Below are 15,070 nucleotides of genomic sequence, written 5' to 3' on the forward strand. Positions count from 1 at the left end.
CGGGTCGCTGCGGCCTCACCAGCGGTGATGGACGAGCAGCCGAGCGTGAAGCGGCCGCTCGCCCGATTCCCGTCGATCGATCCACTCGGGAGGGTGGGGGCCACGTCTCTCACGGGGGTTGTCGAATGACAGCGTTGAATCGTCGTGCCCTGCTGCGTACCGCCGCGTTGACCGGGCTGGCCGCCGCGACCGGGCTGGCCGCCACGTCCCACGGCGCGGCCGCCGCCGAGCCGGTCAACGGGCCGTGGCTGGTCAGCGTCGGCTGGGGTGTGCTCCAGGTCGACCCGGGCCGCACCACGCCGCGGGAGCTGCTGCCGAACGGGGACCACGCCAAGACCTCGCCCGACGGCCGGTACGTGGCCTGGGTCAACACGGCCCGCTCCGGCGACGGCACGCTGGAGCCGTTCGTCGCGGTGTACGACCGGACCACCGGCCAGAAGCGCACGCTGCTCGCCGACCCGTTCGGCGTCCGCTACGGCGCGCCGACCTGGTCGCCGGACGGCACCGAGATCGCGCTGGTCACCGGGCAGGACAACGACCGCCTGATCGCCGTCGACGTGGCGACCGGTGCCACCCGGGTGCTGGTCGAGGGGCACGTTATGGCCGACCCGGACTGGTCCCGGGACGGCTCCTCGATCGCCCTGCGGTGGCGCAGCCGTTCCGAGGGGCCGCAGCTGCGCGTGCTGGACCTGGCGACCGGCAGGGCGCGGCCGATCTACACACCGCTGGCCGGCGAGCGGTTCGGCTCGCCGGTCTTCATGCCCGACTCCGGGCGCGTGGTGTTCTGCACCGACCGCTGGTATCCGGACCTGGAGACGCTCAACCAGTCCCTCGCCTCGGTGCGGATCAACGGGACCGGGCTGAAGAAGCTCACCGACGAACCCCGGTTCTACCTGTCCCCGGTGTTCTCCCCGGACGGCCGCTACTGCGCCGCGCTGTCGATCCCGCCGGAGAACGAGTACCCCGACGGCGGCAACATCATCGTGTCCACCAGCGGTTTCGGCGAGCAGTGGTGGATACCCGGCGACGAGTACGACGACAGCACCCGGCTGGACTGGGCGCGGGCGATCTGACGCACCGGGCGCGCGCATCACGGACCGGATGCGCGCCGCCGGGCGTGACCGGTGCGAGGCTTGGAGCGGACGCCGCCGACGGGGCCGGCGTCCGCTCTGGAGGGGTGATGGCCGAGCCGCCGACCGGGACGTCGTCGCACCGCGCGCAGGCGCACGGCCGGCACGCCAACCACCGCCGCTACCACGACGGCGCGGAGGTCGACGGGTACGTCGACGACCCGTACCACAGGGTGCGCCGCGCGGTCGCGGCCCGGCTGGTGACCGAGGGGGTGACCGGCGGCGGGCCGGTGCTGGAACTGGGCTGCGGACCGCGCGGCATGCTCGACCCGGCGGCGCTGCCCGGCCCGCTCGTGCTCGCCGACATGGCCGAGGCGGCGCTGGGCGCGGCGCGCGCGGTGACCGGCGGCCGGGCGCTGCCGGTCTGCCTGGACGCCACCCGCGGGCTGCCGTTCCGCGCCGGCAGCTTCGCCGGGCTGCTCGCCGGGGAGCTGATCGAGCACGTGTACGACCCGCTGGCGCTGCTGCGAGAGTGCCACCGGGTGCTGGCGCCGGACGGGCTGCTGGTGCTCACCACCCCGAACCTGGCGCCGGTGCAGGACCGGCTGGCGTTCCTCGCCGGCCGCGCGCCACGCCAGGTCGACCCGCTGCACCCCTATCTGTGGCTGCACATCCGCCCGTTCACCGCCTCGCTGCTGCGCCGCACGCTGCGCCGGGCCGGGTTCACGCCGGTGGCCCTGCGCTCCAACGAGGTCGGCTGGCGGCTGCCCGGCGGGCGGTGGGTGGCGTCGCGGCGGCTGGCCCGCGCCGCGCCCGGGCTCGGCGGCTCGCTGATCTGCGCCGCCCGCCGGCAGCCGCCGCCGGCCGGAAACAGGGTGTGATGGTGACATTGACAGCGGGCTATCATGGAGGTTCCGTCGTCGACCGGGGGATGTCATGACGCGCCTGCTCGCCTGGGTCGTGACCAACCTCGACGCGTTCATCGGTCTCGTCCTGGCCCTCACGGTCGCCGTGCTCGGCCTGACCAACGACGCGGTCAGCCAGGAGGTCGTCAACAGCGCGATCCTGCTGGTGCTGGGCCTGCTCGCGCAGGCGGTGCTGCGGGACCGGCTGCGCCGGCGCACCACCGAGCGGGAGATCCGCCAGGTCATCGTGGACACCCGCGACCGGCTCACCGAACTGGTGCCGCAGATGCGGGAGATCACCGGCCCGGAGGGCGCGCTGAACCGGGCCCGCGAGGCCATCGACAGCGTCTCCATGGTGCGGGTGCTGCACGGCAGCGAGGTCGGGCAGGCGCTCGCCGAGGCCCGGCGGCACACCGACCAGTGGAGCTTCAAGGGCGGCACCGGCACCTTCCTGCGCGCGGTCACGCTGCCGGACTGCCTGGAACACGCCCGGCGGCGCAACGCCACGCTCACCGTCGCCATCGAGATCATCGACCCGACCGACGAGGAGGTCTGCGAGCGGTACGCGCGGTTCCGGCGCAGCCTCGACCCGGACGCGCCGGGCGAGCCGTGGACCGTCGACCGCACCCGCAAGGAGTCGTACGCGACGGTGCTGGCCGCCTGCTGGCACCTGCAACGCTCCGGCCTGCTCACTGTCGACGTGCGGCTCTCCGCGCAGATGACCACGTTCCGCTACGACCTCTCCTCCTCCTGTGTCGTCGTCACCCAGGAGAACCCGCAGACGCCCGCGCTGCGCATCGACCGCGGCGAGGTCTACTACAACCGTTTCAACATCGAGCTGGACTACAGCCGCCGGCAGAGCCGGCGCGTGCCGATCGAGGCGGCGGCCCAGGTCAAGCTCGACGACGAGCCGTCGGTCGAGCAGGTACGGCGGTTGTTCACCGCCCTCGGCCTGACGCTGCCCCGGTCCTTCGGCGACCGCGAGGTCGCCGACATCATCGGCAAGGCCGTCCAGGCGAGGAACCCCTACTCATGACCAGTTACGCCGACCTCGAACGGGAGATCGACCGGGGCACCCGGCCGGAGCTCCTACGCGGCTGGGCGCTGGACGTGCTCGACGACGTCGCCGAGGGGCGGCGGTCGCTGCGCGCGGTCCGGCACCCGCTCGGCTTCACCTGCCTGCCGGTGGAACGCGACGGCCCGGACGGCGTCTGCGTGCACGCCTGGCCCGCCGACCCGCCGCCGGTGCGCCCGACCACCTCCACCATGCACTCGCACAGCTGGGACCTGCTCAGCCACGTGCTGCACGGCACCGTCCGCAACGAGCTGATCGAGGTCGACGACGCGCCGGCCGACCCGGCCTGGCGGGTCTACGAGGTGCGCAGCCTCGGCGAGGTGGACGAGATGGCCGCCACCGACCGGCTGGTCACCGCGATGACCGCCACCGTGGAGACGCACTCGGCCGGCGACTCGTACGCGCTGCGCGCCGGCGGCTTCCACACCTCGGAGGTCGACGCCGGTGAGCCGGCGGTGACAGTGGCGCTCGGCCGGACCACTCCCGGCGCGTGCGACCTAAGCCTCGGCGCGGTGGACGGGCGCAGCCACTGGGTACGCCGGGACCGATGCGACGCGGTGGAGACCGCGCGGATGGCGCGGCAGATCGCGCGACTGGTGGCACGGGGCTGACTGGCTGGAGGAGCCATGGACGTGGAGCCGAGCAGAGGCGGGCCCGACCTGCGCGAGGCGCACCGGTTCGCGGTGGAGGCCGCCCAGGCGGCGGGCCGGCTGCTGCGCCGGGGCACCCGGGGGGAGGTGCGCGCCCGGGCCAAGAACGACACCGGCGACCTCGTCACCGACCTCGACCTGGCCGCCGAGCGGCTGATCGTCGACCGGATCCGGGCCCGCTGGCCGGAGCACGGCGTGATCGCCGAGGAGGGCGGCGAGTACGCCCCGGACACCGCCTTCGCCTGGCTGGTCGACCCGCTCGACGGCACCAACAACGTGGCGATCGGACTGCCCGCGTACGTGGTCGGGATCGCCCTGTGCGACAACGGCTCGCCGGTGCTCGGCGTGGTCCACGACCCGGTCGCCGGCCGTACCTGGTCGGCGGTGCGCGGCCGGGGCGCGTTCGTGCACCCCTCCGGCCCGGCCGCCCGTCCGCTGCGCGCCGCGCACCGGCCGGTGCCGGCCGCGCCGGTGCTGGCCTGGACCCAGGGGCACGAGGTACGCCGGGACGACAGCACCGCCCGGGCGCTGAAGGTGGTGCTCGACACCACCGCGCGGCGGGTGCTGCAACTGTGGGCGCCGCTGCTGTCCTGGGTGATGCTGGCCCGCGGCGACATCGACGGCATCGTCGGCTACCGCCCCGAGGCGGTCGACCTGCCCGCCGGGATGCTGCTGGCCGCCGAGGCCGGCATGGCGGTACGCGCGCTCGACGGCGGCACGTTCGACGATCGGTACGGCTGCCCGGCGGACCGGCGCAGTTTCGTGGCCGGGCCGCCGGAGACCATCGACCGGCTGGTCAAGCTGGTCACCGCGGCACAGTGGATCGAGCCGCAGGTGCGCCGCCTCACCCCGGTCAGTCTCGGCTCGGTCGGCTGGTGAGACGCGATCCGCTGCAGACGAACCTGCGCTACCCCGGCCTTCGGTCGGCCAGGAAGTCGGTCCAGGTCCGCACGCCCCTCGCCGCACCGGGCCGGGCGAGGTTCGCGCCGTCCCGGTACGCCCGGCCCGCCCGCCCGGGGATGCGGACCGGCAGGCGTGCCCGGCGCTTCCCGGTGGCCGCCAGGTAGCCGGTCAGCAGCTCGCCGATGCCGTGGGTGTGCGGCCCGGCCAGGTCCGGCACCAGCCCGGCCGGTGCGCCCAGCGTCAGCTCGGCCAGCCGCGCCGCCACCTCGGCGGCGTCGACCGGCTCCAGCCGCAGCCCGCCCGGCACCGGCGTCACCGGCAGCCGGGTCATCGCCGTCAGCATGGTCAGCACCAGGTCGTGCACCTGCGCGGCGCGCAGCACCGTCCACGGGACGCCGGAGTCCGTCACCGCGCGCTCGGCGTCGAGCTTGGACCGGATCCAGGCCAGCGGCACCCGGTCGGCGCCGGTCACGGAGATGTGCACCAGGTGCGCCACACCGGCCCGGTGCGCGGCGCGGGCCAGGTGGGCGGTGGCGCGGTCGTCGCCCCTCGCGCCGCCGGCCAGGTGCAGCACCGTGGACACCCCGCGCAGCGCGGGGCCGAGGTCGGCGCCGGTGAGCAGGTCGGCGGTCACGTGGGTGACGCCGTCGCCGGACCGTCCGCCGCGCCGGCTGAGCACCCGCACCGGATGCCCGGCGGCGCGCAGCAGCGGTACGACGTGCCGGCCGATCGTGCCGGTGCCGCCGGTGACCAGGATCTGCGGGTTCATCGTCTTTCCCTCCGTCGCCTGTGCTGCCACGTCGACCCGCGCCGACCCGTCGACGTGACAGGTGTGACGGTGGTCACCTCCGGTCACCTCGGCTGGTTGTGGCGGGTCGGGACGACGTGTGGGAGAGGGAGGCTCAGGTGATGGACCACGGGCTGGCGGAACGGTTCGAGCGGGAGCGGCCGCGTCTGCGCGCTGTCGCGTACCGGCTGCTCGGCTCGCTCACCGACGCCGAGGACGCGGTGCAGGAGACCTGGCTGCGGCTGGCCCGTACCGACCCGGCCGCCGTGGACAACCTGGATGCCTGGCTCACCACAGTGGTCGCCCGGGTCAGCCTCAACGCGCTGCGGTCCCGCGCCGCCCGCCGGGAGGACCCCCTCGACGTACGCCTGCCCGACCCGGTGGTGGACGCCGACGACCCGGCGCATGCCGCGGTGCTCGCCGACTCGGTGGGGCTGGCGTTGCTCGTGGTGCTGGACACGCTGAGCCCGGCCGAGCGGCTCGCGTTCGTGCTGCACGACATGTTCGGGGTGCCGTTCGACGAGATCGGTCCGCTCGTCGACCGCTCACCGGCGGCGGCCCGGCAGCTCGCCAGCCGGGCCCGCCGCCGGGTACGCGGACAGGCGCCCACCCCCGATCCCGACCTCACCCGGCAGCGGGCGGTGGTCGACGCCTTCCTCGCCGCCGCCCGTGACGGCGACCTCGACGCGCTGATCGCGGTGCTGCACCCGGACGTGGTGCTGCGCTCCGACGCGGGGACCGCCCGCGCCCGCCACACGGTCGTGCTCACCGGCGCGACGACGGTGGCCGCGCAGGCCACCACGTTCGGGCGGCTGTTCCCGCACGCCCGGCCGGTGCTGGTCAACGGCGCCGCCGGGGTGCTGGTGAGCGCCGGGGACCGCCCGCTGTCGGTGATGGCGTTCACCGTCACCGGCGGACGGATCGCCGCCGTGGACGTGATCGCCGATCCGCGCCGGCTGGCCGCGCTCGGCCTCACCGGCTGACCCGGAGCCGGCTCGGTCGGCCGGGACCAGGTCGGCTCAGTCGACCAGGGCCAGGTTGGCCATGTCGACCACCGGCCGGAAACCGAGGCCGGCGTAGAGCCGGTTCGACACCGGGTTGGCCTGGTCGGTGAACAGGCACACCCGCGCGCCCTCGGCCGTGAGCAGCCGGCTGACCTCGGCGACCGCGTTGCCGGCCCAGCCGCGTCCGCGCTGCTCGGGTGGCGTGTAGACCGGACCGACCCGGGCCACGCCGAACGACGGCGGGTTGGCGGCGGTCAGGTGCACCGGAGCGCCCGACCCGTCGGTCCAGAACCAGACCCGGCCGTCCCGGATGCGGCGCAGCAGATCGGCGCGGTCGGGCGTCTCGTGGGCGCTCGTGCCGCGCGGGCGGCCCGCCTGCTCGTCGGCGTCGGCCATGAACGCGGCGAACCACGCGGCGACCAGGTCGACCTCGTCGGCGGTGGCCGTCCGCAACGCGCCCGGCGCCGGCGCGGGCGGCGTGAGCTGGTCGAGCACGTGCAGCCGGGTGTGCTGGGCGACAGCGACCCGGCCGCCGTCGAGCCGGGCGACCTCCTCGGCGCAGGCGCGCGCGGCGGGCAGCGCGCCGTTCACCGCGCGGACCCGCTCGCCGCGCCGGTGCCACGCGCGGGCCAGCGCCTCGGCGGCCTCCGGCGGCATCGGCAGCAGGAACGCCGGTCGCGGCGGGAACGGCGCGGTACGCATCGCGGCGCCCACCACCGCCCCGGAGGCGTCCCGCACCACCAGCCACCAGTCGTCCTCGGGCAGCGCCACGCCCTCGGCCCGGCGGGCCGCCATCCGGCGCGTGACGCTGGCGACGACGGTGCTCACCACCGGGTCGGCGGCCAGGTACGTCCCGGCGGCGGCGAGGAACTCCTCCGGGTCGGCGTAGAAGCGCAGGGTGGAATCGGCGGTCATGCGGGCACGGTAGCCACTGCCCGCGGCCGGGCCGTAGCGGTTTTCCCGCCCCGGCTCAGGGTGCGATGCGCAGTCGGCGGATGCGGGTGTCGTCGTACTCCTCGAACCGGAACCGCAGCCCGGCGAACGGGCTGCCGGGGAAGTCACCGCTGATCGTGGCGGTCACGACCGTCCCGGCGGGTGTCTGCTCGACGTCGGTGATCTCGTACGACACCAGCGGCGTGCCGTCGCGCCAGGCGCGGATCTCCCCGATCCCGCGGTGGGTGCGGCCCTCGTCCTCGACCACCGCGTCGTCGGCGAACAACGCGAGCCAGGGCTCCTTGTCGGCCTGGCCGGCGAGCGCGAAGTAGCGGCGGACGATCTCGGGCGGGTTGCTCATGGACGCGATGCTAGGCGCCGGGACCGACAAGAAGCGCTGTGACGGTGGCGGTGGTGGCGAGCACGGCGAGCGCGGCGCTGGTCGCCACGAACCGGCCCAGCGGCACGGCCACCCCGGCGGCCCGGCAGCGCTCGTACCAGATCAGTGTCGCCAGCGACGCCCACGGCGTGGCCAGCGGACCCACGTTCGTGCCGATCAGCAGCGCCAGCAACTGGGTGTGCCGGTCGGCCGCGATCACCGCCTCGCCGGCCAGGTACGCGGGCAGGTTGTTCACCGCGTTGCTGAACAGCGCGCCGACCGCGCCCGCCCGCAGCGCGCCCTCCGCGCCCGGGTCGGTGCCGATGAGCGTGCCCATCACGGAGTCCAGGCCGTACCGGCCGATGGTCTGCACCACCAGGAACAGCCCGGTCACGAAGACCAGCAGCCGCCACGGCACCAGCGCGAGCCGCAGCCGGTGCCGGGCCCGTACCGCGAAGCCGGCGACCAGGATCGCGGCGGCCACCCCGGAGGCGACGCCGATCTCCACCCCGGCGAGGATTCCCGCGACGAACAGCAGGCAGGCGGCGAGCGCGGTGCGGTAGAGCACCCGGTCCGGCGGCACGTACGGCGGCGGCGGGTCGAACGGGTCGGCCCCGGCGCGCGCCGGACGCCAGTACCACCACCACAGCAGCAGCGCGGTGACCGCCACGGCGACCAGTTGCGGCCACCACATCCGGGCCGCCCACGGCACCGGATCCAGGTCGACCCGGTCGCTGGCCAGGATGTTCGTCAGGTTGGACACCGGCAGCAGCAGGCTGGCCGTGTTCGCCAGCCACACGGTGGTCATGGCCAGCGGCGTCGGCGGCACGTTCAGCGCCCGGGCCAGCGCGATCATCACCGGCGTGAGCAGCACCGCCGTGGTGTCCAGGTTGAGCGCGATGGTGGTCACCGAGGCGAAGCCGACGCAGAGCCAGAACAGGGCCCGGAAACTGCCCCGCGCGGTCACCGCCACCCGGGTCGCGAGCGCGTCGAACACCCCGGCCACAGCGGTCAGCTCGGCCAGCACCACGACCGTGCCGAGGAAGATCAGGATCGGGATGATCCGCCGCATCGTGCCCTCGGCGTCGGCGCGCGGCAGCAGCCCGGTGAGCACGCACACCAGCCCGACCGCGGCCAGGCCGATCGCGATCCAGTCCAGCACGTGCAGGCGGCCCCAGCGGGAACGGTCGGGCACGGCGTTCGGCGGATCGCCGGGGGTCTCCACGAGTGATGATCCTCGCACATGCGGGCGTGGCGGCAGGAGCCCGACGCGGGCCCGATCCGGACTGCCGAGGGTGTCGATCTGTTGACCGTCGGTGGCCATAATGACCACGTGGCTGTAGGCGCGCACCCCACCCGGTCCGACCGCCCCATCGACTTCTTCATCAGTTACTCACCGGCCGACGAGCGCTGGGCGACGTGGCTGGCGTGGGAGTTCGAGGCGGCCGGCTACCGCACACTGTTGCAGGCGTGGGACTTCGTCGCCGGCACCAACTTCATCGACTTCATGGACCGTGGCGTCCGCGAGGCCGAGGTCGTGGTGGCGGTGCTGTCCGAACGCTACCTGCACTCCACGTACGGCAAGCTGGAGTGGCAGGCCGCGCTGCGCGCCGACCCCGACGGCACCGGAAACAAGCTCGTCACGGTACGCGTCGAGGACTGCCCGATCGACGGGCTGCTCGCCACCATCACCTATGTGGACCTGGTCGGTGTGGACGACCCGGCGCAGGCCCGCAACCGGGTGCTCGACCGCATCCGGGAGGCGCTCGACGGCCGGGCCAAACCGATGCGGCAGCCGGCGTTCCCGCACCACCCGGCCGACCCGCACGGGGTGCTCGCCGCGCCCGCCGCCGGAGCGCCCGCGCCGCGCCGCGCCCGGCGTACCCCGATCAACCCGCCGCCGTTCCCGCCGGCCGCGGTGGCGCCGCCGACCGCCCGGGACACCGTCACCGTGCTCCAGGTCGCCGGGCCGCGCTTCGGCCGGGGCGTGATCACCCCCGGCGCGCCGGTCACCCCCGGCGAGGTGCAGGAACACCTGATGGGTGACCTCACGCTGCTGATGAACGACGGCGTGCCCCGGCCGGACCTGCTCGTCGTCGCCGGCAACCTGACCGAGTCGGGCAGCCCGCGCGAGTTCTCCGACGCGCTGAGCTTCCTCACCGGCCTGCGGGTGCTGCTCGGGCTGGAGCCGCACCGCCTGATCGTGGTGCCCGGCCCGCGCGACGTGACGATGGCCGCGTGCCGCGCGTACTTCGCGACCTGCGAGGCCGACGACGTCGACCCGCAGCCGCCGTTCTGGCCGAAGTGGCGGCACTACGCGCGCCTGTTCGACGACCTCTACCAGGGCCTCGAGGACCGGATCTTCGACAGCGAGCAGCCCTGGACGCTGTTCCCCGTCCCGGACCTGCGGGTGGTGGTGGCCGGGCTGAACTCCACCATCGCCATCACCCACCGCGAGGAGGACCGGTACGGCTTCCTCGGCGAGGCGCAGTCGAGCTGGTTCGCCCAGCGGCTGCGCCACTACCAGCAGTCCGGCTGGCTGCGGCTGGGCGCGATGGCGCACGCGCCGGGGGCGCGCAGCCCGTACGCCGACGAGGTGCCGCCGGATCCGGTGTCGCTGCGCGACCGCGGCGCGGTCAACCGGCTGGTCGGCCCGATGCTCAACCTGCTGCTCTCCGACGCCGCGCCGTCGGCCCGGGTCGACCCGGTGGTGCCGCTGGCCGCCGCGCCCCGCGACGGCCGGGCGCAGGTGCTGCGGCTCGGCGGCGACGGGATGACCCGCTGGGTGCTCGGCCGCGACGACCGCCTCGACTCCGGGGCGCTGACGGCGGTGAACTGGCCGCATGCCGAGGCGACGTTCGGCGCGGCCGGCCCGGCCCAGGTGCCCGACCCGCGCCGCCCGGTGGCCGTCGAGGGGGCCACCCAGGGCGTGGCGGTCACCGCCGCCCCGGTGCAGCGCCTGCTGGACCGGCTCGCCGAGGTCTGCGAGGCCCGCTACGACCGGGTGGTGGTACGCCGCGTCGACACCGACCCGCCGCACCTCTACATCAGCTACCGCTCCGACGGCGTGGTCCGCCAGCAGCGCGTCGGCGCGCACGTGGGCACCCCCACCGCCGCCGACGTGGACGTCTTCGCCCGCCGGGTGCACGCCACCGATCCGGACATCGCCTCCGAACTGGTCTACGACGGTGACCGGGTGCCGCGCGGGCTGGCCGAGGAGGCGCAACGCCGGGGCGTGCGCGTGCTGCACCTGACCGAGTTCCAGGGCCTGCTCGACCTGCGTGACTACGTCGCGGCGCAGACCGCCCGGCTGCAGGCCGACCGCCTCTACCCGCCCGGGCAGTACGTGCCGCAGCGCTACCGCCATCTCGTCGGCGCCGACCAGCGCGTCCGCGACGACGTGGTGGACGAGCTGCTGGAGACCGTCTCCGCCCCGGACGGCCGGTTCGTGCTGGTGCTCGGCGACTTCGGCCGCGGCAAGACGTTCGCGCTGCGCGAGGTGGCCCGGCGGCTGCCCACCGCCGCGCCCGACCTGATCCCGATCCTGGTCGAGCTGCGCGCGCTGGACAAGGCACACTCCGTCGACGGCCTGGTCGCCGCGCACCTGGCCAACCACGGCGAGCAGGTGATCGACCTCAAGGCGTTCCGCTACATGCTGCGCCAGGGCCGCATCGTGCTGCTCTTCGACGGGTTCGACGAGCTGGTCGCCCGGGTCACGTACGACCGGGCGGCCGACCACCTGGAGACGCTGCTGCAGGCCGCCGAGGGCAACGCGAAGATCGTGGTGAGCAGCCGGACCCAGCACTTCAAGACCAACTCGCAGGTGCTGACCGCGCTCGGCGAACGGGTCGGCCTGCTGCCGCACCGGCGCGTGCTCGCCGTGGAGGACTTCACCCCCGGGCAGATCGAGGCGTTCCTGCGCAACCGGTACGGCGGCGACGAGCGGGCCGCCCGCGAGCGGATGGACCTGCTGGCCGGCGTGAAGGACCTGCTCGGGCTCTCCCGCAACCCGCGTATGCTCGGCTTCATCGCCAACCTGGACGAGGGGCGCCTCGCCGCGGTCGCCGGCGCGGGTGGCACGTTCAGCGCCGCCGCGCTGTACCGGGAGATCCTGGAGTCCTGGCTGGACTTCGAGGAGCGCCGCACCCAGGGCATCCCCGGCGCGCCGGTGAGCCTGCGCCGCCCCGAGCTGTGGCAGGCGGTGAGCCGGCTGGCGTTCCAGCTCTGGGAGAGCGGCGAGGCGTACCTGCGCCTGGCCGAGCTGGCCGAGTCCACCGGCCAGCTCGCCGGGCGCGCCGACTCGCGGCTGTCCGGCCCGCAGGCGGCGCACGCGGTCGGCGCGGGCAGCCTGCTCGTCCGCACCGACGACGGACTGTTCGGGTTCATCCACACCTCGGTCATGGAATGGCTGGTCGCCGAGGGCGTCGCCGAGCAGATCAACCGGGGCGAGGAACCGGCCGCGCTGGCGGTGCGGTCGCTGTCCGCGCTCGCCGTCGAGTTCCTCGGCGACCTCGCCGACCCGGCCCGCTGCACCGCCTGGACCGCTCGGGTGCTCGGCGACGAGTCGGCGGGGGAGACGCTGCGCGCCAACGCGCTGCGGCTGTCCGCCCGGCTGCGCCTGCCCGACCGGGCCGACCTGCGCGGCGCGGTGCTGCGCGGCGAGGACCTGTCGCACCGCGAACTCGCCGGCGCCGACCTCACCGGCGCCGACCTGACCGACGCGCGGCTGGTCGCCACGAACCTGACCGAGGCGCGGCTGGAACACGCCCGGCTGCGCGGCGCCCGCCTGGACCAGGCCCGCCTCGCCGGGGCGGACCTGCGCGACGCGGAGCTGGCCGGGGCGCGGCTGTTCCGTACCGACCTGCGCGGCGCGCGCGTGGGCGGCAGCAGCTGGCACCGCACCGCGCTGATCGACGTCAGCGCCGACGCGGCCATGCTGCGCGCCCCGGAGCTGCGCGGCGCCGTCGTCGCGCCGGGCCGGCCGGTCGCGCCGGGCCTGGCCCCGCCCGCGGTGGGCGTCGCCTACGGCTTCGAGGTGGGCCGGCTGCCGGTGCCGGCGGCGTACAGCCCGGACGGCGCGGTGCTCGCGGTCGGCAGCGACGACGGCGGTGTGCTGCTCTGCGACACCGCCACCGGACTGCCGGTACGCACGCTCCAGGGACACCGCTCCCGGGTGTACGCGGTCCGCTACGACGCCGCCTCCCACCAGCTCGTCACCGGCGCGGCCGACCTCACCGTACGGCTGTGGGACGCCGACCACGGCGACGTGCGGCACGTCATCGAGGACGTCTTCACCGGCTGGGTGTGGCCGCTGCTCACCGACGGCCGCCGCGGCCGGCTGGTGGTCGGCGACGCGGCCGGCGTGGTGCGGCTGTACGACACGCGCACCGCCCGGCTGCGCCACGAGTGGCCCGGCCACGCCGCGCCGATCTGGGGCACCTCGTTCAGCCCCGACGGCCGGCGGGTCGTGGTGGCCGACAGCGGCGGCACGGTACGCGGCTGGGACATCCCCACCGGCCGGCTGGCGTTCGAGGTGCGCGAGCCGGAAGTCGTCTACCGGCTGGCGCACACGCCGGACGGGCGGCTGCTGGCCGCGGTCGGGCAGCACGGCCGGGTCTGGGTCCGCCGGGCCGCCGACGGCGAGCTGCTGCGCTCGCCGCGCGGCCACGAGGCCGACGTGTACGCCCTCGACATCCACCCCGACGGCACGCTGATGGCCACCGGCGACACGCACGGCGCGCTGCGGCTGTGGGAGACCGAGACCGGCCGGCCGGTACGGGTGCTCGGGCGGCAGCGGGGCGCGATCTACAGCGTCCGGTTCAACGGCGACGGCAGCCTGCTCGCCACCGCCGCCAGCGACGGCGCGATCCAGCTCTGGGACACCGACGACGGGCAGGTCCGGCACGAGCTGACCCGGCACCGCGGCTCGGTCTGGCCGGTGGTCTGGCGGCCGGACCAGAACCAGGTGGCCACCAGCAGCAACGACGGCACCACCCGGCTGTGGGACGTACGCACCGGGCAGCTCCAGCACACGTTGCGCGGGCACGGCCGGCGGGTCACCGCGCTGTCCTTCCGCGACGACGGGGAAGTGCTCGCCGCCTGCGGCAACGACGGCGTGATCCGGCTCTGGGAACCGCGTACCGGCCGCCTGCTGCGCCAGCTCGCCAGCCCCGCCGACCGGCTGCTGTCCGTGGTGTTCTGCCCCGAGGAGCCGCTGGTCGCCTCGCCCAGCGGCGACGGCGGCGTGCACCTGTGGAACACCGACACCGGCGCCGACGAGCGTGAACTCAACGTGGACACCGACCACGTCTGGGCGGTCGCGTTCAGCCCCGACGGCGACGCGCTCGCCACCGCGAACGACGACGACACGGTACGCCTGTGGTACCGCCGCACCGGCCGCCACTTCGCCACGCTCACCCCGCACCGGGGCCGGGTGCGCACCGTCGCGTTCAGCCCGGACGGCGAGACCATTGCCACCGGCTGCGACGACCAGACGGTACGGCTGTGGGACGCCGCCACCGCCACCTGCCGGATGACGCTGGAACACCACACCGACCGGGTCTACTCGGTCGGCTTCAACAGCGAGGGCACGCTGCTGGCCAGCGCCGGCAACGACGGCACGGCGGTGGTCTGGGACGTGCAGACCGGCCAGCCGCGTGTCGTGCTCACCGAACACGACGGCCGCCTCTGGTCGTGCGCGTTCAGCCCGGACGGCAACCTGCTCGCCACCGCCGGGGACGACCTGGTGATCCGGCTGTGGGACCCGGTCACCGGCCGGCTGCACGGCACGCTGGCGGCACACACCCGGCGGGTCTGGTCGGTGCACTTCAGCCCGGACAGCAGCCTGCTCGCCAGCGCCGGTGACGACGGCACCGTACGCCTGTGGGACGTGGCCGACCCGGAGCACGCCCAGCTGCGGACCACGCTGATCGGGCTGCCGGACGGATGGGCGGCGGTGAGCCCGGACGGCCGGTACAAGCTGGACGGTGACCCGGGCGGCCAGTTCTGGCACGTCATCGGCACGTGCCGCTTCGAGGTGGGCGAGCTGGATCCTTACCTGACCCAGGTCCGCCGACTACCCGTGGACGCCCCCTTCTGACCCCCGCGAATCTCCCCGTGCTCTCCGCGGTGATCAAGGAGTTTGCGTCCCGATCCGCGCCCGATCCGGACACAAACTCCTTGATCACCGCCGTGCGCGCTGCCGGGAGGTGCTCGTTCCGCCGGGCCGCCGTGGGCGCCTCGTCCGAGGCGGTCCGGAGATCTTGGTAGGAAACGGCCCCTATGGGGGCCCTTTCGTACCAAGATCTACTGCAGTCCCGGTATGTGGTCCGCGAATCCTGGAATCCGGACACGCGTGGCTGGTG

At 74.9% G+C, this 15,070-nt stretch carries 11 protein-coding genes; 7 read left to right on the forward strand and 4 right to left on the reverse strand.

The features are described 5' to 3' along the window. Positions 1–125 precede the first annotated feature (125 nt). From KBX43_RS19550 to KBX43_RS19570, 5 genes are all read left to right on the forward strand, one after another. Positions 126–1,073: an LpqB family beta-propeller domain-containing protein gene (locus KBX43_RS19550; protein ID WP_113972788.1), complete on the forward strand. Its 948-nt coding sequence runs from the start codon at positions 126–128 to the stop codon at positions 1,071–1,073. Positions 1,074–1,180: 107 nt separating this feature from the next. Further along, a complete protein-coding gene (locus KBX43_RS19555; RefSeq protein WP_064445828.1) occupies positions 1,181–1,951 on the forward strand; it encodes a class I SAM-dependent methyltransferase in 771 nt (256 codons plus the stop codon). A 55-nt stretch (positions 1,952–2,006) separates the two neighbouring features. Continuing rightward, entirely contained in the window at positions 2,007–3,011 is a 1,005-nt protein-coding gene (locus KBX43_RS19560) for a hypothetical protein (protein WP_064445829.1), read from the forward strand. Continuing rightward, on the forward strand, positions 3,008–3,661 hold the full coding sequence (locus KBX43_RS19565; RefSeq protein ID WP_113972787.1) for a hypothetical protein: 654 nt from the start codon (positions 3,008–3,010) through the stop codon (positions 3,659–3,661). The genes KBX43_RS19560 and KBX43_RS19565 overlap by 4 nt, the downstream gene beginning before the upstream one ends. Before the next feature lie 15 nt (positions 3,662–3,676). Next, on the forward strand, positions 3,677–4,579 hold the full coding sequence (locus tag KBX43_RS19570) for an inositol monophosphatase family protein (protein WP_064445831.1): 903 nt from the start codon (positions 3,677–3,679) through the stop codon (positions 4,577–4,579). Between the two features lie 28 nt (positions 4,580–4,607). Here KBX43_RS19570 and KBX43_RS19575 read toward each other — a convergent pair whose 3' ends face one another. Next, positions 4,608–5,372, reverse strand: a complete 765-nt coding sequence (locus tag KBX43_RS19575; protein WP_113972786.1) for an SDR family oxidoreductase — start codon at positions 5,370–5,372, stop codon at positions 4,608–4,610. Positions 5,373–5,512: 140 nt separating this feature from the next. On the opposite strand from KBX43_RS19575, the gene sigJ reads away from it, so the two are divergent. Next, a complete protein-coding gene (gene sigJ / locus KBX43_RS19580) occupies positions 5,513–6,373 on the forward strand; it encodes an RNA polymerase sigma factor SigJ (protein WP_113972785.1) in 861 nt (286 codons plus the stop codon). 36 nt (positions 6,374–6,409) lie between these two features. On the opposite strand, the gene KBX43_RS19585 is transcribed toward sigJ, so the two are convergent. Genes KBX43_RS19585 through KBX43_RS19595 form a run of 3 tightly spaced genes read right to left on the reverse strand, consistent with a single transcriptional unit; the run spans position 6,410 to position 8,931 of the window. Beyond that, entirely contained in the window at positions 6,410–7,309 is a 900-nt protein-coding gene (locus KBX43_RS19585) for a GNAT family N-acetyltransferase (RefSeq protein ID WP_043323763.1), read from the reverse strand. Positions 7,310–7,364: 55 nt separating this feature from the next. Beyond that, positions 7,365–7,688 (reverse strand): nuclear transport factor 2 family protein, encoded by a 324-nt coding sequence (locus KBX43_RS19590; protein WP_043323765.1) that lies wholly within the window; start codon positions 7,686–7,688, stop codon positions 7,365–7,367. 10 nt (positions 7,689–7,698) lie between these two features. Then, positions 7,699–8,931 (reverse strand): SLC13 family permease, encoded by a 1,233-nt coding sequence (locus tag KBX43_RS19595; protein WP_043323767.1) that lies wholly within the window; start codon positions 8,929–8,931, stop codon positions 7,699–7,701. 108 nt (positions 8,932–9,039) lie between these two features. On the opposite strand from KBX43_RS19595, the gene KBX43_RS19600 reads away from it, so the two are divergent. Next, positions 9,040–14,805 (forward strand): TIR domain-containing protein, encoded by a 5,766-nt coding sequence (locus tag KBX43_RS19600; protein WP_140946346.1) that lies wholly within the window; start codon positions 9,040–9,042, stop codon positions 14,803–14,805. The last annotated feature ends 265 nt before the right edge of the window (positions 14,806–15,070 follow it).

This window comes from Micromonospora sp. C41 (assembly GCF_018070485.1).
In the GTDB taxonomy this organism is placed as follows: Bacteria; Actinomycetota; Actinomycetes; order Mycobacteriales; family Micromonosporaceae; genus Micromonospora; species Micromonospora chalcea.